Raw genomic sequence first — 18,695 nt, 5'->3', positions numbered from 1 at the left:
CGTAACGCCTGGCACCAACTTCTTCGAGGTGTGCCATGTCCGAATTCTTCTCGCCCTACGATGCCGACCGCCCGTTGATGCTGAAATGCAGCTGTGGCCGCGACCACACGGTGGCCGACCACCATGCCGAGGTCTCGGCCGATGCTGCTGCAGCCACCCTGCGCCAGCGCAGCGAGACCCGCGAGTTCGAGCTTTACAGCAACGAGTTCATCGAAGCCACGCTGGTCAAGGCGCTGTTTCCGCAAGACGCGGTGCGCCGCCGCTTCATCAAGGCGGTGGGCAAGGGCACGGCCATGGCGGCCATCGCGAGCGTGTTGCCTGTGGCCAGCCTGCAAGCCATGGCGCAAGAAAAACAAGGCGCGCTGGAGAAGACCAATCTCAAGATCGGCTTCATTCCGATCACCTGTGCCACGCCGCTGATCATGGCCCACCCGCTGGGCTTCTACAGCAAGCAGGGCCTGAGCGTCGAAGTCACCAAGACGGCCGGCTGGGCACTGATCCGCGACAAGATGATCAACAAGGAGTACGACGCCACGCACTTCCTGAGCCCCATGCCGCTGGCGATCTCCATGGGCCTGGGCTCCAACGCCACGCCGATGAACGTGGCCACCATCCAGAACGTGAACGGCCAGGCCATCACGCTCAGCCTCAAGCACAAGGACAACCGCGATCCCAAGAACTGGAAGGGCTTCAAGTTCGCGATCCCCTTCGAGTACAGCATGCACAACTTCCTGCTGCGCTACTACCTGGCCGAGGCGGGTTTGAACCCCGACACCGACGTGCAGCTGCGCGTGGTGCCACCCGCAGAGATGGTGGCCAATCTGCGTGCGGGCAATATCGACGGCTTCCTCGGCCCCGATCCTTTCAACCAGCGCGCCGTGTTTGAGGAAGTCGGCTTCATCCACCTGCTCACCAAGGACCTGTGGAACGGCCACCCCTGCTGCGCCTTCGGCACCAGCACCGAGTTCATCCAGAAGAACCCCAACACCTTTGCTGCGCTGTACCGCGCGGTGCTCACCTCGGCCGCGATGGCGCGCGACCCGGCCAACCGCGAGCTCATCGCCAAGGTGATTGCGCCCCAGGCCTACCTGAACCAGCCCGAGGCCGTGCTCAACCAGGTGCTCACCGGCAAGTTCGCCGACGGCCTGGGCAAGATCCAGAACGTGCCGGACCGCGCAGACTTCGACCCCATGCCGTGGCAGAGCATGGCCGTGTGGATGCTCACGCAGATGCAGCGCTGGGGCTACATCAAGGGCGATGTGGACTACAAGCAGATCGCCGAAAAAGTGTTCCTCATCACCGACGCGAAAAAGCAGATGAAGGCGCTGGACCAGAAGGTGCCCGAGGGCGCGTACCCCAAGTTCAAGATCATGGGGCGCGAATTTGATGCCGCGAAGGCTGCCGAATACGCGAAGAGCTTCCCGATTCGCAAGGTGGCATGACATGACACCCGCCAAGAGCCTCAACCTGCGCGCGGGCCTGCTGTCCGTGCTCATCTTCCTCACGCTGCTGGGTATCTGGTACGTGGCCACGTCTTCGTCGGGTGCCAGCGGTGGCACGGCGGGTATGACGGCCGAGCAGATAGAGTACGCCAAGATGATGGGCAAGGACCCGGGCGCGTCCAAAAGCGGCGGCTTTCCCACCCTGGGTGCCATGGGCAGCACGGTGTGGGGCCACATCTCCAACCCTTTCTACGACAACGGACCTAATGACAAGGGCATCGCCATTCAGCTGGCGCACTCGCTGGGCCGGGTAGCACTGGGCTTTGGCCTGGCCTGTCTGGTGGCGATACCGCTGGGTTTTGTCATCGGCATGTCGCCGCTGCTGCGCCGCGCGTTCGACCCGTTCATCCAGGTGCTCAAGCCCATCAGCCCGCTGGCGTGGATGCCCCTCGCGCTCTACACCATCAAGGACTCGTCGATCTCGGGCATCTTTGTGATCTTCATCTGCTCGGTGTGGCCCATGCTGGTGAACACGGCGTTTGGCGTGGCATCGGTCAAGCGCGAGTGGCTCAACGTGTCGGCCACGCTGGAAGTGAACCCGCTGCGCAAGGCCTTCCTGGTGATCCTGCCCGCTGCGGCGCCCACCATCCTCACGGGCATGCGCATCAGCATGGGCATCGCGTGGCTGGTGATTGTGGCCGCCGAGATGCTGGTGGGCGGCACGGGGATTGGCTACTTCGTGTGGAACGAGTGGAACAACCTGTCGCTCACCAACGTGATCTTTGCCATCCTGGTGATCGGCGTGGTGGGCATGTTGCTCGACCTGGCGTTTGGCCAGCTGCAGAAGGTGGTGACCTATGTGGAGTGATGTTGCCCAGCGCCCGGCTGTTCCACCCCCTCTTGCCACTGACGCACCGCAACGAAAGGCCTCTGCCGTGACCCAAGGCTTCCTCCAGATCGACCGGCTGAGCAAAGCCTTTGTACCCGCCAAACCGGTGTTTGCTGATGTGTCGTTCACGCTCGACAAGGGCGAGTTCGTCTGCATCATCGGCCACTCGGGCTGCGGCAAGACCACCATCCTGAACGTGCTGGCGGGGCTGGACACTGCCACCTCGGGCACCGTCATCATGGACGGACGCGAAGTGGCCGGGCCCAGCCTGGACCGGGGCGTGGTGTTCCAGAGCCACGCGCTCATGCCCTGGCTCACGGTGCGCCAGAACATTGCGTTCGCCGTGAAGTCGCGCTGGCCGGACTGGAAGAAGAGCCAGGTGGATGCGCATGTGGAGAAGTTCGTGGCGCTGGTGGGCCTGAGCCCTGCCATCGACAAGAAGCCTTCGCAGCTCTCGGGCGGCATGAAGCAGCGCGTGGGCATTGCGCGCGCGTTCTCCATCCAGCCCAAGATGCTGCTGCTGGATGAGCCCTTTGGCGCACTCGATGCACTCACGCGCGGCACCATCCAGGACGAATTGATGACCATCGTGCGCCAGACGCAGCAGACGGTCTTCATGATCACGCACGATGTGGACGAGGCCATCTTGCTGGCCGACCGCATCCTGCTCATGAGCAACGGCAACGAGACGCCCGAGGGCTATCGCCCCGGTGGCATTGCCGAGGTGGTGGTCAACCCGCTGCCGCGCGAACGCACGCGCACCAGCCTGCACCACCTGGACGGCTACTACGCGCTGCGCAACCACATCGTGGACTTCCTGGTGACGCGCGCCAAAGCCCACTGAATTCCTGAGCAACCAAGCCCTGTCGTGTTGCCCCTTGGGGGCGACAGGGAGGGCTGCACCCTGAAGTTTTTGTTCCCCGTTCCAAAACCCATCCAACCGAAGGAGCCATCACCATGAACCGCAACGACGTTACCGAAAAGATCATCAGCACCAAGGTCGCCAAGGGCCTGCAATGGGAGGCCATTGCCAAGAAGGTCGGTCAGTCCAAGGAATGGACCACGGCGTTGTGCCTGGGCCAGATGACCGCCACGCCCGAGCAGGCCAAAATCGTGGGCAAGATTTTTGGCCTGACTGCCGAGGAGCAGAAGTGGCTGCAAGTGGTGCCCTACAAGGGCTCGCTGCCCACGCCCGTGCCCACCGACCCGCTGATCTACCGCTGGTACGAGGTGGTGAGCGTGTACGGCACCACCATCAAGGAGCTGATCCACGAAGAGTTTGGCGACGGCATCATGAGCGCCATCGACTTCAGCATGGACATTCAGCGCGAAGCCAACCCCAACGGCGACCGCGTGAATGTGGTGCTGTCGGGCAAGTTCCTGCCGTATAAACAGTACTAACCCCCTGAGTCGCTTCGCGCCTTCCCCCTTTTCCTCTCGAATTGCTGCGCAATTCGGGAAGGGGGACACCGCCAGCGCGGCGGGGCGGCCCTTGCGCGGCGGTCGCTGGTATAGGCCGTGCTCGTTACACCGGCGTGGGCCTACGCATTGCGCCGAGTGAGGTGACGAAGACAGTCAGAGCACCTTGACCGCCCGGCCGATGAACTGGATGGGCCCCGTGGGCTTGCCAATCGGCGAGCCTGTGGGCGGTTCCAGCGTCAGCTCGAACAACTGGTTGGGCTGCAGCGGCGGCAGCTTGTCCAGCGGGATCTGCAGGGGCTGACCGGGCTGCACCAGGCCCAGCGATACGGGGCCGCTCCAGCCGTCGGCCTTGGTCCAGAACTCCAGGGCCTTGTCGGCCGGTACTTCGGCCATACCCAGCGGAATCAGGCTGATCTGCCGGGGGGAGCTGGCCTGCACCACCCAGCCGGGGGCCTTGTCCTGCGGCGCGACCAGCACCACCATGAACTGCGGCGGCGCTGCCACTGGGGCGGTGCGGGTGACGAGCACTGCCGCGAGCACCGCCGCCATCGCAAAGCCTGAGCCTGCGAGGGCCCGCCACAGGCCCAGGTGGTCCCACCAGCGCACAGACGGCTTGCGCTCGGCTTTTGCGCGGAGTGGCGCGGCAGCGCGTGGGACAGCGTGCTGCAGGCTGGCTGCTTGCAGCGATTGATCGATGCGCGCCCACAAGGCGGCGGGCGGCGCAATGGGCTCCGCCAGCTGGGTCAGCGGCAGCAGGCGGGCTTCCCACTCGGCCACCGCCTGTTGCAGTGCTTGGTCACCGGGCAGGCGTTGCTGCACGGCTTTGCGATCTGCTGCGGGCAGGGTGCCCAGCACGTACTCGCCAGCCAGCACATGCAGGTCTTCCGGCGACGGGGTAGGCGGTGTGTTGCGCACGTCGGTCATGCCATGCACTCCCGCAGCGACACTAGGCTGCGCCGGATCCACGCCTTTACGGTGCCCAGCGGCGCGCCCAGGCGCTCCGCAATTTCGCCGTGCGAGCAGCCCTCCACATAAGCGTGCAACACGCAGCTGCGCCGGGCCGGGTCCAGGGCCTCCAGGCAGTGCTGGAGACGGCCCAGGCTGGCGTTGAGTTCAAAGGTTTCCTCGACCTCGTGGTGGGCCTGCACAGACATGTCGGCCTCCAGGGCTTGGGTGGTGGTGTCGTCCACATCAACGTGGCGGCTGCCGTCGCGCACTGCGTTCAGGGCCAGGTTGCGCACCACGCTGTAGATCCAGCCGCGTGCGCTGCCCCGGCTGGCGTCGTAGCTGGCGGCGCGGGTCCAGATGTTCACACAGGCATCGTGCACGATGTCCTCGGCCAGCGCGCGCTGGCGCACGATCCGCAGCGCCACGCCTAACAGCCGCGCGCCCTCCTGCGCGTATAGGCGGTGCATGGCATCCCGGTCGCCTGCGGCGCAGGCGACCAAGGCGGCTTCATAGTCAAAATCGCCAGAGATGGGTTGCACGGTGCGCGGGCGGTGGGGCAGAAAGGGTGGGCGCATCGTAGCCCACCACCTCTCTTCCTGCCCGGGGTAGCCCCTGCCGGGCAGGGGATTGCGGTCGCGCGGTTTACGCGGCTTTCCAGAAGATGTAGTCGGCCTGGTACTTCACGATCTGGCGCTCCCCCTTGTTGGCGGTGGTGCAGGCGGCGGCAGGTGCCACGCCGCCCTTCAAGGCAACGCGCTGGATGTAGGTCACACCCGTCATTGCGCCGGAGCCCATGGCGGGGTTGGCCTTGACGAGCTGGTAGGGCAGGTTGCCCGTGCCCGATGGCGCCACGGCCAGCTGGGTGGCTGTCAGCTTGGAACCATCGTTCGATTCCCAGGTGGCGGGTGGGCCGTAGTAGGTGCCCACTTGTTTGCCGCTGCGGTCATTCAGAACGGCCTTGGGGCCCACGAATACCCATTCGGTCTGGCCGGGTGCATTCGCCTTGTCGCGGCATTCGTAGGTGATCTCACCCACGCCTACGGTTTCCATCGTCACCTTGTTGCCTGCTGGCACCTTGATGCTGTCGGGCAGGCTGTCCTGCGAATACATGGATTTCGAGGGCGACGACATCATCGAGCCGCAGGCGCTCAGCAGCACGGCAGCGGCAATGGCACCCGTCAGGGGAAGCAGGCGGGAGACTGGGGACGTATGGAAGGTCATGGCGTTTCTCTCTTTTCGATGGGTTGAAAGGACAGCAGCGCAATGCACTGCTGCAGGTACTACCCATGAGAACGCCTTTTGGATGCACTCCGCACGCAAATATTTTCCAAAGGGCCGACGCTGCGTGCGCCCCCGGCGGCCAGTCGGTCCTTACACGCAGGGCTGCAGCCTACGCTCCAGTGTGCAGCGGCGCAGTTTTTGGCGAATACGCCCACACGTTGCGACCACGGTGCTTGGCCTCATACAGGCCCGCGTCGGCAAAGGCAATCAGCTCGTCCACAGTCTGCCCATGGTCCGGAAAGTGGGCTATGCCCACGCTGGTGCCGATGTCGGCCTGCCCGGCCGCCAGCGGGAAGGGCTGGTTGAGGGTGGCCACCATCGCATCTGCAATGGCCTGTGCGGCAGCCGGCTCGGCGCATTGGGGCAGCACGCACAGAAATTCGTCGCCCCCCAGGCGCGCCAGGGTGTCGCCCGCCTGCAGGCAGCCCGACAGCCGCTGCGTCACTGACACCAGCAGCTCGTCGCCGGCTGCATGGCCCAGGGTGTCGTTGACCTTTTTGAACCGGTCCAAGTCCAGAAAAAACACGGTGAACGCAGCTTTGCGGGTGCGCGCGTCGGCGATGGCCTGGCGCAGGCGGTCGCGTGCAATCATGCGATTGGGCAGGTTGGTGAGCGGGTCCAGGTTGGCCTGCTCCAGTTCGCGTCGGGTCTGATCCAGATCTTCAATGCGGCATTCCAGCTCAAACTCGCGCGCCTCCAGCTTGACCACCATGTGGGCAAAGGACTCGGCCAACTGCGCGAGTGTGCTGTCGGCGGGGTGCTGGCCGGTCATGGCCATCAGGGGCTCCACGGCATGCAAGTCGCCGTGGTGTGCGATGCGCTGCATGACCTCGTTCAGGCGCTGCAGGAAAAGCTGTTCTTGGTGGGGGTCGCCAGAGGTCGTCGTCAAGGGGGCTCCAGGAGGGGCGGGGCAGTCGGTTTCCGGCAGGCCGGGCAAGCGCGTATCGTAGGAAATCGGCCGCACCCGCGCAAGCGGCGGCTGCGTATGCGGTCAGTGCAGCGTGAGCGGCCTTGTCGTCGTCTTGACCCGCACCACGGCTGGCCGGGCGGCGTAAGGCTGTGGCGCATGCCCCAGCAGGGCCGCCGCTAAGGTGCATGCCTGCCGAGCAATGGGTTCGATGAAGCGGCTGCACTGCCCGTTGATGCTGATGCAATCGCCCAGGGCATGGATGCGGGGCATGCTGGTCTGCAGCGTGGCACTGTCCACTGCAATGCCGTTATCCCATGCTAGGCCCGCACCCTGCGCGAGCCGGTGGGGCGGTACAAGGCCCGCAGCCACCACCACTTCGTCGGCCGCAAAACGTTGCCCGCTGGTGGTGGTGACGCGGTAGCGCGCGCCCACGCGTTCCACCTGCTCCACCTGCAGACCGCCTTCAAAGCGGATGGACAGGTCCTTCCACGCGTCCAGCAGCTGAGGCCCCGCCTGCTGGTCGTGCCAGCGCGCCAGCGGTTCGGCTGCAGTGTCCAGCAGCGTGATGCGGTGGCCGCCCAGGGCCAGGTCGTTGGCCAACTCGCTGCCGATCAGGCCCGCGCCGATGATGAGAACGTCCTTGGGCTGCTCGCCCAGGTGCTGGCGCAGGCGCTGGTAGGCGTCCAGGTGGTTGATGCGCCAGCACAGGCTGGCGGGCAAGCCCGGAGGCAAGGCGGTCTGCGCACCGTGGGCCAGCACCAGGTGGCCGTAGCGCAGCACGCCCCGCGTGGTGCGCAATTGGCGGGTGTCGGCGCAGATGCGCACGGCATGGGTGTGGGCCAGCAGGGTGACGCCCAGGCGGTGCGCCGCATCGCGACCGGTTTCGGACACCAGGGCCAGCGGATCCAGCTGGCGCGCCATGGCCACCGACAGCAAAGGCTTGTCGTACCGGTCGCCCGCGCAGGCCGTCACCAGGGTGATGGGCAGCGTGGCGCTGTGTTGGCGCAGGGTTTCGGCCAGTTGCCAGCCTGCACGGCCCGCGCCGACGATGACCACGCCTGGCTCGCCACGCACGCGGAGGGAGGCGGCTGGCGCTGCGCTGGCCTGCGTCCGCAGCGCTTCCAGCGTGGGGGCTTCATACGGCGAAAAATCGGCCTTGGTCACCCCGCACAGGGGGCAGGCCCAGTCGTCGGGAATGTCCGCGAGCCGCGTGCCCGGAGGCAGGCCACCATCGGGGTCGCCGTCGGCCTCGTGGTAGATGTAGCCGCAGGCGTTGCAGATGTAGCTTTGCCAGGGCGCCTGGGCGGCCGCGTCGGCAAACGCATCGCACAGCGCCTGCGATGCCGTGCTCAACACGAACTCGGAGGCAACTGACGGCGTGGTGGTGGTGGGGAGGGCGGGCGTCATGCTGGCATCTCCTCGGTGCTGAGCCGGGCGATCTCTTTGCGCAGGTGCTTGATGGCGGGCGTGACGATGGCCACAAAGTGCGACTCGCGCACGCGCCGCTGCACGTCCGAACTCATGAGGTAGCCCCGCGCACCCTGGTGCATTAGGGCGGACTGGGCGGCGCGCAGGCACAGCTCCGCGCCGTGGGCACGGGCGTCCAGCACATCGATGAAGAAGTCGGTGCTTGTGTCGAACGGCGTCTGGGCCAGTTGCATGACGCGTGCGGTCAGGGCGTCCAGCTCGGCCTGCAGGGCGTCGGGCCGGTCTTCGAGAAACTGGTTGACATGGCCCAGTTGGGCCTCCACCGCCCACATCGAGTCGATGGAGCCCTGGGTGATGCCCACGGCCATGCCACATTGCAGCATCACAAACGCCGCGCGGATGCGTGCGATGAAAGGACGCGTAGGGTCGGCCATGGTGTCGGCCGTTCCGATGAAATGGTCCTTGAGCCGCAGTGCATAGGTGCCCGTGCCCTCCATGGCCGAGAAGCTGGGGCATTCGCGCATCTCCACGCCGGGGGCATCGCAGCGCAGCAGGAACATCACCTCGCGCTGGCTGGCGGCACCGTCAGCCTCCACCACCGCCGCAATCGCGCCGCAGTAGTGGTCGGGCCCCAGGTTGCTCACCCAGGGCAGAGTGCCGTTGATGAGGTAGCCCCCCTCCACTGGCGTGGCCTTGAGCAGCAGGCTTTCGATCTGCGCATAGCTCTTCATGGGGTTGGACAGCGCCGTGCCGCCCATGCCTGCGCCGCTGGCGTGGCGCTGCAGCACATCGCCCATCAGCGTGGGGTTGCCCGACTGCTGCAGGTACAGCCCGCACACCGCCTGGCACCACATCATGAAGCCGGTGGCGCCGCACACGCGTGAGGCTTCGGCCATGGCGCGGATGGCCAGGCCGTAGTCGGCCGGGCCGGCCGTGCTGTCCAGGTGCGCGCTCATCGCGCCCACGGCGGCCAGCTGCTGCAGCTCCGCGCAGGGGTAGTAGCCGGTGCGGTCAATCGCCTCCACCTGCGCGGCCAGCGGGCCCTGCGCAATCTGGCGCACCGCGGCCAGCAGCGCATCGCCCCGCAGGGCGCCGTCCAGGTGGAGTTGGGGAGGGAGGTCGGCGGGGTTCATGGGGCTCCTTGGGTGCGCGGGGAACGGTTGGTCAGGTAGGGGCGGCACACAAAACTCAGCGAAGCGGTTCTGGCTAGGCGCTGCGTCGCAGGCAGTACGAGTAGTACGACAAGAAGCGGCAACGACGCCAGAAGAGTTTTGTGTGTCGCCCTCAGTCCGCCAGACTGATTTCGAACGGAATGGGGTTGCGCATGCTGTTCGCCACTGGCGAATAGAAATTGGCGTGCTGCACGATCTCGTCCAGCACCTCGCGCGGCGCATCGCCTTCCACCAGCACCTTCACGCGGATGGCCTGGAAGCCCATCTCGGGGGGCGTCTTTTGCAGCGCGCCGCCAGCACCCCAGGCAGCGGGGTTGCCGATGTCGCCTTCCATGAACACCTCGATCTTGCTGAGCTTGACCTGCTTCCAGGTGGCCACGGCCGTGATGCCCACGGCCAGGCAGCCCCCCAGGCCCGACAGCACGATTTCGCCGGGCGCAGGCGCCGTGTCCTGGCCGAACAGGTGCAGGGGCTCGTCCACCACCACCGGAGCGTGGTTGCCCACATAGCTCAGCGAGCGGTACTGGCCCTCCATCACCGTGTGGACCTTGTTGGTGCCCGGGCTGGCGGGGTTATTGCGGCCCTTGTCGGCAAAGGCCATCAGCCCGTCGCGGTCGATGGGGCGCAGGTGTGTGTGCACGGTGGTGACGGGGGCAGAGGGTTCCAGCAGATCGGTGGACATGGTGTTCCTTGAAGAAAGAGAAAGAAGGGAATGCAAAAAAATGAACGACAGGGTTCGCAGCGGGCCACGCCCGCTGCAACAACGCACGGGGCTCAGGCCGCCAGTGCCAGCGCAGGCTTTTTGGGGAACTTGACCAGCGGCAGCCCGCTTTCGATCGGCAACTTGTCGTCGCGCGACCATTCGTTCCACGAGCCGAAGTACATGCGCACATCGGCAAAGCCCGCCTGCTTGAGCGCGAGGAAGGTGTTGGACGCACGCGCGCCTTTAAAACAGTACAGATACACCGTGTCCGCAGGGCTGATGCCCGCCGTGGCGCATTCAGCGCGCACTTCGTCGGGCGACTTGAACACCGGGCCTTGGGGCGAGGGCTTCATGAAGCGGTACCACTCCAGCCACTTGGCGCCCGGCAGGCGGCCTTTGCGCGGCGCAAAGTCCTTGCCATAAGGGCTGGAGCTGTCGCCAATCCACTCGTCCACATCGCGCACGTCCAGCAGCACGGTGTCGGTGCCCAGGGCCTCGATCACATCCTCCTTGGTCAGCATCACGTCGGTGGTGGCCAGGTTGGTGGGGAAGATGGCGGGTGTGGGCACCACGGCCTCGGTGGAGACGGGCAGCTCTGCCGCCTTCCAGGCCGAGTAGCCGCCGTTCAATACCTTGACCTTGGGGTAGCCCAGCCAGGTCAGCAGGTAGTAACCCCGGCACGACTGGCCGTAGCCGCTGTTGAGCGCATCTTCATAGAACACCGCCGTCTCCGCACCCGACAGGCCGATGGCCCCCAGGTGCGCGGCGAAGGTGTCTTTCAGCTCCTGCAGGCCTTGGGGCGTGGAGGTGGCGAGGTAGGTGAAGGTCTCGCGCAGGTTGACTGCGCCGGGGATGTGCCCCAGGGCGTAGGTGTCGGCGTCGCGGGTGTCGATCAGCACCACAGGCTCTGCGGCTTGCAGGGCCTGCAGTCGGGTGGGCGAGATGAGGACGGCGTCGGAGGCAGAGGCGGTCACGGTGCTCATGGGAAACCTTTCGATGCGGTGGTGGGCGGGATGCCTGTCCCCCTTATCGCAACAGGTGTGCCAGAGCGGTTGGGTTGATAAAAATTCGAGCCAAATTGGCCTCTAGCGCTTATCTATTAAGCGCTAGTAGCTATTAATTTGATAGTTGCTGGTCTGCGCTTTGACCGCGGGGCAGCAGGGGCCAGGGCATACGTTGAACACTGTGTCTACAAATTGTCGACACAGTGTTAGGCGTCACTTCAATCCCGCTTTGCGCAGCCGGTAAGCGAACTGCCGCAGCGTCAGCCCCAGGCTCTGCGCAGCGCGCGACTGGTTGCCGTGGTACTCGGCCAGCGCCGCCTGCAGCACCTGCACGCTGTGGGATTGGGCCGGGGAGTAGTCGCGCACCAGCGGCGCTGCGGCGGCCAAGGATGGCCCCGACACGATCTGCTGTGCAGACAGCGGCGAGGGCGACGACGGCGCAGCCGCAGCCGGCAGAAACCGGTCCAGCTCCGCCCGCGCCACCAGCGTGTCATTGGTCAGCAGCACCAGGCGTTCGATCACATTGCCCAGCTCGCGGATGTTGCCGGGCCAGGGGTGTTCTTCCAGCCGCGCCAGCGCGTCGGGCGCCAGGTTCACGTTGCGCTGGTGCGCCTGGTTCGCGCGGCTCACAAAGTGCAGGGCCAGCGCGCGGATGTCCTCGCGCCGCTCGGCCAGCGAGGGCAGGTGGATCGGGATCACATGCAGGCGGTAGTACAGGTCCTGCCGAAAGCGGCCGGCCTCCACATCGGCCGCCAGGTCGCGGTGGGTGGCGGCCACTAGGCGCACGTTGACCTTGACTTCGCGCTGCCCACCCAGGCGCACCAGCGTGCCCTCCTGCAGCGTGCGCAGCAGCTTGGACTGCAGGGCCAGCGGCAGCTCGCCAATCTCGTCCAGAAAGATGGTCCCGCTGTCCGCCTGCTCAAACCAGCCCGCGCGGGCTGTGCTGGCGCCGGTGAATGCGCCTTTTTCGTAGCCAAACAGTTCGGATTCGAACAGCGCATCCGGAATGGCCGAGCAGTTGACCTTGATGAAGGGCCGGTCGCGCCGCCCGCTGGCCAGGTGCACGGCGCGTGCGAACAGCTCCTTGCCCGTGCCCGACTGGCCCAGCAGCAGCACGGTGGCCTGGGTTTGCGACACGCGTTCCAGCTCGCTCAAGGCTTGCAATAACGGTGGCGAGCTGCCAATGAGCCCGTAACGCGCGCTCTTGGTGTTGAGCGCATTGGCCAGCACGGCGTTGCGCGCCTCCAGTTGGCGCGTCTGCTCGGCCACCAGGGCTTCCAGCTGCAGCAGCTGCCCCACCAGCGTGGCCAGCACGCGCAGCACCGCCAGGTCGTCGTTCAGGTGGCGCTGACGGCTGCGGATGCGGTGGCAGGCGAGCACGCCGATGGGCGCGTTGTTGACCTCGATGGGCAGGGCGATGAAAGCCACCGTCTCGGGCGGCAGCTGGCTGCGCGGCACCACGCGGCCCAGAAACAGCGGTTCGGCATCGATATCCTGCACGATGGCGGGCTGCCCCGTGGCCAGCACGCGGCCTGTGATGCCCTCGCCCCAGGCGTACCGCCCGCGCTGCACTTCGGCCTGGGTGAGGCCGTAGGCGTGCTGGATGGAGGCGGTGCGCGGCGCTCCGGCCGAGGCGGTGGGCGCTTCGGCCACCAGCACGATGCGCCCCCGGTTCAGGCCCAACAGCTCGCTCATCAGGTGCAGCATCTCGCGCAGCACCAGGCCGGGCGCCAGGCTGCGGCCGATGAGGCGCATCACTTCCCGCATCAGCAGCAGCTCTTGGGCATGCCAGTCAGCGGGCGGGTTGTGGGGCGGCCGTTTGGGCGGTGGGGCGGGCATGTCGGCAGCACTGCAAGTTCTGCGCCCGGTTGAATTACAGTCGCCTGCGTTCGACCCATCTCCTCCCCCCATTCTTTGGAAGCCCCCACCATGACCACACTCGGAACCCCTTTGTCTGCCCACGCCACCAAGGTCATGCTGCTGGGCTCGGGCGAGCTGGGCAAGGAAGTGCTGATCGCCCTGCAGCGTCTAGGGGTCGAGACCATCGCCGTAGACCGCTACGACAACGCCCCCGGCCAGCAAGTGGCACACCACGCGCGCACCATCACCATGAGCGACCCGGCCCAACTCAAGGCGCTGATCGAAGCCGAGCGCCCGCACCTGGTGGTGCCCGAGATCGAAGCCATCGCCACCCCCTTGCTCGAAGAGCTGGAAGCAGCGGGCACCGTGCGCGTGATCCCCACCGCCCGCGCCGCGCGGCTGACCATGGACCGCGAAGGCATCCGCGTGCTGGCGGCCGAAACGCTGGGCCTGCCCACCAGCCCCTACAAGTTCTGCAATTCGCTGGAAGAGCTGCAGGCAGCGATTGATGCGGGAATTGGTTACCCCTGCATCGTCAAACCCGTCATGAGCAGCTCCGGCAAAGGCCAGAGCAAGATCGACGGCCCGGAGGATGTGAAGAAAGCCTGGGACTACGCCATGGCCGGCGGCCGCGTGAGCCACGGCCGCGTGATCGTCGAGGGCTTCATCGACTTCGACTACGAAATCACCCAGCTCACCGTGCGTTCGGTGGGCGTTGACGGCCAGATCGTCACCAGCTTCTGCGACCCCATCGGCCATGTGCAGGTGAGCGGCGACTATGTGGAAAGCTGGCAGCCCCACCCCATGCACCCCGCAGCGCTCGAAACATCGCGCCAGATCGCCAAGGCCGTGACCGATAACCTGGGCGGCCAGGGTCTGTTTGGCGTGGAGCTGTTCGTGAAGGGTGAGAACGTGTGGTTCAGCGAAGTGAGCCCCCGCCCGCATGACACGGGCCTGGTCACCCTGTGCACCCAGCACCAGAGCGAGTTTGAGCTGCACGCCCGCGCCATCCTGGGCCTGCCGGTAGACACCAGTCTGCGCAACCCCGGCGCCAGTGCCGTCATCTACGGCGGCGTGGAGGCCCAGGGCATCGTGTTTGACGGCGTGGAAGAAGCCCTGCGCGTGCCGGGCACCGACCTGCGCCTGTTCGGCAAGCCCGAGAGTTTTGTGAAGCGCCGCATGGGCGTGGCGCTGGCGCGCGCTGAGGACGTTGAAACCGCCCGCACCCACGCCAAGCTCGCGGCCAGCAAGGTCAAGCCGCGCCAGGTGTGAAGTTCGAAATTTGAAGCCAAATCGGCCGCTAGCGCTTATCCAGCAAGCGCTGGCAGCTATCGTTTTTGTAGGTCGGGTTAGCGCAGCGTAACCCGACGCCACGGTTGTGTTGGGTGTGCGGCTTGCAGCGTCGGGGTGTCGGGTTACGCCCTGCGGGCTAACCCGACCTACGGTCAAATCGGCGGTTAGCGCTGACCCAGCAAGCGCTGGCAGCTATCAATTTTGGTAGGTCGGGTTAGCGCAGCGTAACCCGACGACGACTCAACCATCCTCCCGGATCTGCCGCCCGGTGAGCTTGAGGAACAGATCTTCCAGATTCGCCGGCCTGTGCAGCGTGCGCAGGTGACCGTGCTGCCCCAGCGCCTGCAGCAGCGGCTGTGCATCTTGCGTGTAGAAGAACACCGTCTCGCCGCTGATCTCCACCCGCGCCGCCAGAGCGCGCAGTGCGGCGTCTTCGGCCATCGCCACGGCGCCCGCGCCGAACACCTCCACCACATCGGGCTCCAGGTGCTGGGCGATCAGCTCGCGCGGGCGGCCTTCGGCGATCTTGCGGCCATGGTCCAGCACCAGCAGGCGGGAGCACAGGCGCTCGGCCTCGTCCATGAAGTGGGTGGTCAGCAAGATCGACTTGCCTTGCTGCAGCAGCAATTGCAGCCGCTCCCACATCAGGTGGCGGGCCTGCGGGTCCAGGCCGGTGGTGGGCTCGTCCAGCAGCAGCAGGCGCGGGTTGTTGACCAGGGCCCGCGCCAGCGACAGGCGCCGCTTCATGCCGCCCGAGAGCTCTCCGGGCTTGGCGTCCGCCTTGTGGGTGAGCGCCGCGAACTCCAGCAGTTGAGGCACGCGCTCGTCCATCACCGCGCCCTTGATGCCGAAATAGCGGCCGAACACGCGCAGGTTTTCGGCGCAGCTGAAGTCCGGGTCCAGCGTGTCGAACTGGGTGACCACACCCAGCTGCGCCTTGATGGCCAGCGCGTCGCGCGGCATGTGCAGCGGCTCCATGCCGGGCTTGGGCGTGAAGTGCACGGCTCCCCCGTCGGGCGCGGCCAGGCCCAGGCACATGCGGATGGTGGTGGTCTTGCCCGCGCCGTTGGGGCCGATCACGCCCAGGCATTCTCCGGGAGCGATGGCAAACGAGACGTCGTCCACCACCGTGGTTCCGCCGTAGGTCTTGCGCAGGTTCAGGGCTTCGAAGAGTGCGGTCATGGCGATGGGGGTGCTGTGCCCTTGCAAGGCGGTATTCACGGTCAAAATGGGCTGTGGCGCTTATAGATAAAGCGCTGAAAGCTATCAAAATAATAGTCCATGCTGTACCTCGCAGGGGGCTTATACCGCAGCCGCCGTCAGCCGCCCGCGCCCGGATGCCTTGGCGTCGTACAGCGCTGCATCGGCGCGCGCCATCAAAGTGGCCAGCTTGATCTCGCCCGGGTGCAGGGTGGCCATGCCGGCGCTGAAGTCGAGTTCGAAGCCCAGTTCCGCCGCGCTGGTTTCACGCAGGCGCTCGCGCAAGCGTCGGTCGAAGGCTTCGCCGGCAGGGGAGGGGTTGTGCAGCAGAAGCACGCCAAACTCCTCGCCACCCAGCCGCGCGATGAGGTCGCCGCTGCGGCGGGTTTCCTCCAGCAGGCGCGCAAACAGCTGCAAGGCGCGGTCGCCTGCCTCGTGGCCCAGGGTGTCGTTGATCTGCTTGAAATGGTCCAGGTCCAGCATAAGGGCCGTCATGGGCAGCCGGTGCCTCCAGGCATGGGACATGAGGTTCTCGCCCTGGTGGGTGAAGCCGCGGCGGTTGAGCAGGCCGGTCAGCCCGTCGGTCATGGCCAGGGTGCGCAGCTTCTGTTCAGCCTCGTAGCGCCAGGCCACCAACACGGCCACCGTGCCCAGCACCAGGCTCACGTTGGTGACCACGGCGGCCGTCAGGTTGACGGGGTGGGGCGTGCGAAAGCTGGGGTACTGGTCGGTGAACGCACCCAGCAGACCGCGCGCGAGGGTGAAGGTGGCCGAGCTCAGCAGGCAGCCCATCAGCAGGTGGCGCCAGCGGCTGTCCGACAGGATGAGCGGGCCCTGCGTGGCGCGTGCCACCACACACAGCGTGGCGGCCAGCAGGCCGTTGGCCCAGCCCACGCGCCAGGCGTAGTGGTCAAACCCCAGGGTGTAGCCCAGCGGCGTGGCCACCACCAGCACCAGCAGCGTGCGGCGCAGCGGGCGCGGGCCCAGCCACTCTTCCAGCGCCCGGTACAGTGCCCACTGCGCAGCCGCCTGACAGGCGATGGCCAGGGTGGACAAGGCCTGGTCCCAGAAGGTTGACGAGGCAATGATGGCCGCCCAGCCCACGGCCTGCAGCAGCAGGCTGGCTTGCACGTGGCGGGCCGCGCGGCTCACGTCGCGGCCCATGATCAGCGGCAGAACGGCCGAGATCATGAACAGGTTCGCCGCCATGACGGTCATCAGCGTGACGAAATCCAGCTTCATGGGTGGGGTGGTCTCCTCGCGGCCGGGTGTCCCGTTGGCCTGCTGCTATCGGGGCGGCACCTTGGAACCAGAAAAATCCGTTCGGGCGGAGCCTGTCGAAGCCCTGCGCGGTGCTTCGACAGGCGCAGCGTGAACGGTTCAAGCGGATTCATGCCAGCCCAAATTCGAAGTTGTTTGCTTGCCTGCTTACCTGCTTATTTGCTTGCGGCTTACTGGAAAGCCACTTCGGCAAAGCTGCGCAGCTTGCGGCTGTGCAGCCGGTGGATGCCGCCCTTGCGCAGAATCTCCACCGCCCGCATGCCGATGCGCAGGTGTTGGTCCACACGCTCGCGGTAGAAATGGTTGGCCATGCCCGGCAGCTTGATCTCGCCGTGCAGCGGCTTGTCGCTCACGCACAGCAGGGTGCCGTAGGGCACGCGAAAGCGGAAGCCGTTGGCGGCGATGGTGGCGCTTTCCATGTCCAGCGCCACGGCGCGGCTCTGGCTGAATCGGCGCTGGGGTAGGTTGTCGGGCAGCAGCTCCCAGTTGCGGTTGTCGGTGCTGGCCACGGTGCCGGTGCGCATGAATCGCTTGAGGTCTGCCTCGGGCACCTGCGTCACGTCGGCCACGGCCTGCTGCAAGGCCTGCTGGATCTCCGCCAGCGCCGGGATGGGCACCCACAGCGGAAGTTCTTCGTCCAGCACATGGTCTTCGCGCACATAGGCGTGGGCCAGCACATAGTCGCCCAGCTGCTGGCTGTTGCGCAGGCCGGCGCAGTGGCCCAGCATCATCCAGGCGTGGGGGCGCAGCACGGCGATGTGGTCGGTGATGGTCTTGGCGTTGGACGGGCCCACGCCAATGTTCACCATGCTGATGCCGCTGTGGTCCTTGCGCACCAGGTGGTAGGCGGGCATTTGCGGCAGGCGCGGCGGGGCCACGCCCAGTTCGTCGCCCGGTAGGGCGGCTAGCCCGGCACGGCGCGTGACCACGTTGCCGGGCTCGATGAAGGCGATGTACTCGCTGTCTTCTTTGGCCATCTCGGCATGGCCCAGGCGCACGAACTCGTCGATGTAGAACTGGTAGTTGGTGAACAGCACGAAGTTCTGGAACCACTCGGGTGCCGTGCCGGTGTAGTGGCGCAGGCGGTGCAGCGAGTAGTCCACCCGCGGCGCGGTGAACAGCGACAGGGGCTGCGCCTCGCCCGCGCGCGCCTGCCAGGTGCCGTTGGCAATGCCGTCGTCCATGGCAGCCAGGTCGGGCAGGTCGAACACGTCGCGCATCAGCATGCGGCGCTCGGGCGTCAGCGTGCCTTCGATGTGGTCATGTTCGGCAAACGAGAAGTGGATGGGGATGGGGTGGGCGCTGGTGCCAACTTCCAGCTCCACGTTGTGGCTGGCGCGCAGCAGGCGGAATTGCTCGGCGTAGTAGCTGGCAAACAGGTCGGGCCGCGTGAGCGTGGTTTCATACCGGCCTGGTCCTTCTACAAAGCCGTATGCCAGCTTGGTGTCGGCCCGGGCCACGGTGGTTGTGTGCACCCGCACAAAGGGGTAGAAGGCCCGCACCGGAGCTTCCGGCGTCTCGCCCGCCACAAAACGGTGCATGGCGTCGCGCAGGTGTCCGATCTGCTGCTGATAGATGCGCTGCACCTGCGCCAGTGCTTCGGCGGGGTCGGTGTGGCGGGTGGGGGCGATGAAGTCGGGGATGAGGGGCATGGCGCTATTTTCTCTCGGCTCGCCGGGGAGCCTGTGGACGGTGTCGTGGGCTGGGCGAAGGAGGCAGCGGGGTAGCCCCCGGCGGGGCGCTAGCAGGCTGCTGAAATACTCCCCTGCGTTCGACCACCGCCCAGCTGGCACATGCGCATTTCTCGCGGCAGCTTCCGTATCCTGAAAGTCAGCTCATAAACCGCGTGCTTTGAGCCGCAA

General features: G+C 66.2%; 17 protein-coding genes. 5 read left to right on the top strand and 12 right to left on the bottom strand.

Annotation, left to right across the window (positions count from 1 at the left end):
- The first annotated feature begins 35 nt into the window (after positions 1-35).
- The 4 genes from ACK4HJ_RS13245 (at position 36) to cynS (ending at position 3,732) form a co-directional block, all read left to right on the top strand.
- A complete protein-coding gene (locus ACK4HJ_RS13245) occupies positions 36-1,442 on the top strand; it encodes a CmpA/NrtA family ABC transporter substrate-binding protein (RefSeq protein ID WP_409832231.1) in 1,407 nt (468 codons plus the stop codon).
- Between the two features lies 1 nt (position 1,443).
- On the top strand, positions 1,444-2,310 hold the full coding sequence (gene ntrB / locus ACK4HJ_RS13240) for a nitrate ABC transporter permease (protein ID WP_409832228.1): 867 nt from the start codon (positions 1,444-1,446) through the stop codon (positions 2,308-2,310).
- Positions 2,300-3,175 carry an ABC transporter ATP-binding protein gene (locus tag ACK4HJ_RS13235; protein WP_409832226.1) on the top strand — a complete coding sequence of 292 codons (876 nt, stop codon included), beginning with the start codon at positions 2,300-2,302 and terminating at the stop codon, positions 3,173-3,175. The genes ntrB and ACK4HJ_RS13235 overlap by 11 nt, the downstream gene beginning before the upstream one ends.
- Before the next feature lie 113 nt (positions 3,176-3,288).
- A complete protein-coding gene (gene cynS / locus ACK4HJ_RS13230; RefSeq protein WP_008905293.1) occupies positions 3,289-3,732 on the top strand; it encodes a cyanase in 444 nt (147 codons plus the stop codon).
- Between the two features lie 174 nt (positions 3,733-3,906).
- Here cynS and ACK4HJ_RS13225 read toward each other — a convergent pair whose 3' ends face one another.
- The 9 genes from ACK4HJ_RS13225 to ACK4HJ_RS13185 all read right to left on the bottom strand — a co-directional run bounded on the left by ACK4HJ_RS13225 (position 3,907) and on the right by ACK4HJ_RS13185 (position 13,038).
- Positions 3,907-4,677: an anti-sigma factor domain-containing protein gene (locus ACK4HJ_RS13225; protein ID WP_409832223.1), complete on the bottom strand. Its 771-nt coding sequence runs from the start codon at positions 4,675-4,677 to the stop codon at positions 3,907-3,909.
- Complete coding sequence (locus tag ACK4HJ_RS13220) at positions 4,674-5,276, bottom strand: sigma-70 family RNA polymerase sigma factor (protein ID WP_409832221.1); 603 nt, start codon at positions 5,274-5,276, stop codon at positions 4,674-4,676. The genes ACK4HJ_RS13225 and ACK4HJ_RS13220 overlap by 4 nt, the downstream gene beginning before the upstream one ends.
- Positions 5,277-5,343: 67 nt before the next feature.
- Positions 5,344-5,922: a DUF3455 domain-containing protein gene (locus ACK4HJ_RS13215; RefSeq protein WP_409832218.1), complete on the bottom strand. Its 579-nt coding sequence runs from the start codon at positions 5,920-5,922 to the stop codon at positions 5,344-5,346.
- Between the two features lie 169 nt (positions 5,923-6,091).
- Positions 6,092-6,871, bottom strand: a complete 780-nt coding sequence (locus ACK4HJ_RS13210; RefSeq protein WP_409832216.1) for a diguanylate cyclase domain-containing protein — start codon at positions 6,869-6,871, stop codon at positions 6,092-6,094.
- A 102-nt stretch (positions 6,872-6,973) separates the two neighbouring features.
- Entirely contained in the window at positions 6,974-8,299 is a 1,326-nt protein-coding gene (locus tag ACK4HJ_RS13205) for an FAD-dependent oxidoreductase (RefSeq protein ID WP_409832213.1), read from the bottom strand.
- Positions 8,296-9,453: an acyl-CoA dehydrogenase family protein gene (locus ACK4HJ_RS13200; RefSeq protein WP_409832212.1), complete on the bottom strand. Its 1,158-nt coding sequence runs from the start codon at positions 9,451-9,453 to the stop codon at positions 8,296-8,298. Before ACK4HJ_RS13200 ends, ACK4HJ_RS13205 begins: the two co-directional genes overlap by 4 nt.
- Positions 9,454-9,604: 151 nt before the next feature.
- A complete protein-coding gene (locus tag ACK4HJ_RS13195; protein WP_409832209.1) occupies positions 9,605-10,174 on the bottom strand; it encodes an OsmC family protein in 570 nt (189 codons plus the stop codon).
- 92 nt (positions 10,175-10,266) lie between these two features.
- The gene (locus ACK4HJ_RS13190; protein ID WP_409832207.1) at positions 10,267-11,178 is read right to left on the bottom strand and encodes a sulfurtransferase; all 912 of its coding nucleotides are present in this window, start codon (positions 11,176-11,178) and stop codon (positions 10,267-10,269) included.
- A gap of 234 nt (positions 11,179-11,412) precedes the next feature.
- Positions 11,413-13,038 (bottom strand): sigma-54 interaction domain-containing protein, encoded by a 1,626-nt coding sequence (locus ACK4HJ_RS13185; protein ID WP_409832204.1) that lies wholly within the window; start codon positions 13,036-13,038, stop codon positions 11,413-11,415.
- Between the two features lie 90 nt (positions 13,039-13,128).
- Between ACK4HJ_RS13185 and purT the strand changes: the two genes are divergently transcribed.
- Positions 13,129-14,331 (top strand): formate-dependent phosphoribosylglycinamide formyltransferase, encoded by a 1,203-nt coding sequence (gene purT / locus ACK4HJ_RS13180; RefSeq protein ID WP_409832201.1) that lies wholly within the window; start codon positions 13,129-13,131, stop codon positions 14,329-14,331.
- Positions 14,332-14,592: 261 nt separating this feature from the next.
- On the opposite strand, the gene ACK4HJ_RS13175 is transcribed toward purT, so the two are convergent.
- From ACK4HJ_RS13175 to ACK4HJ_RS13165, 3 genes are all read right to left on the bottom strand, one after another.
- A complete protein-coding gene (locus tag ACK4HJ_RS13175) occupies positions 14,593-15,534 on the bottom strand; it encodes an ATP-binding cassette domain-containing protein (RefSeq protein ID WP_409832198.1) in 942 nt (313 codons plus the stop codon).
- Positions 15,535-15,654: 120 nt separating this feature from the next.
- Entirely contained in the window at positions 15,655-16,794 is a 1,140-nt protein-coding gene (locus tag ACK4HJ_RS13170) for a diguanylate cyclase domain-containing protein (RefSeq protein WP_409832196.1), read from the bottom strand.
- Between the two features lie 209 nt (positions 16,795-17,003).
- A complete protein-coding gene (locus ACK4HJ_RS13165; RefSeq protein ID WP_409832193.1) occupies positions 17,004-18,485 on the bottom strand; it encodes an AMP nucleosidase in 1,482 nt (493 codons plus the stop codon).
- Positions 18,486-18,695: the final 210 nt, after the last annotated feature.

It is taken from the genome of Acidovorax sp., from assembly GCF_046294525.1.
Classification (GTDB): domain Bacteria; phylum Pseudomonadota; class Gammaproteobacteria; order Burkholderiales; family Burkholderiaceae_C; genus Acidovorax.
This window is presented reverse-complemented; position numbering and strand designations above follow the sequence as displayed.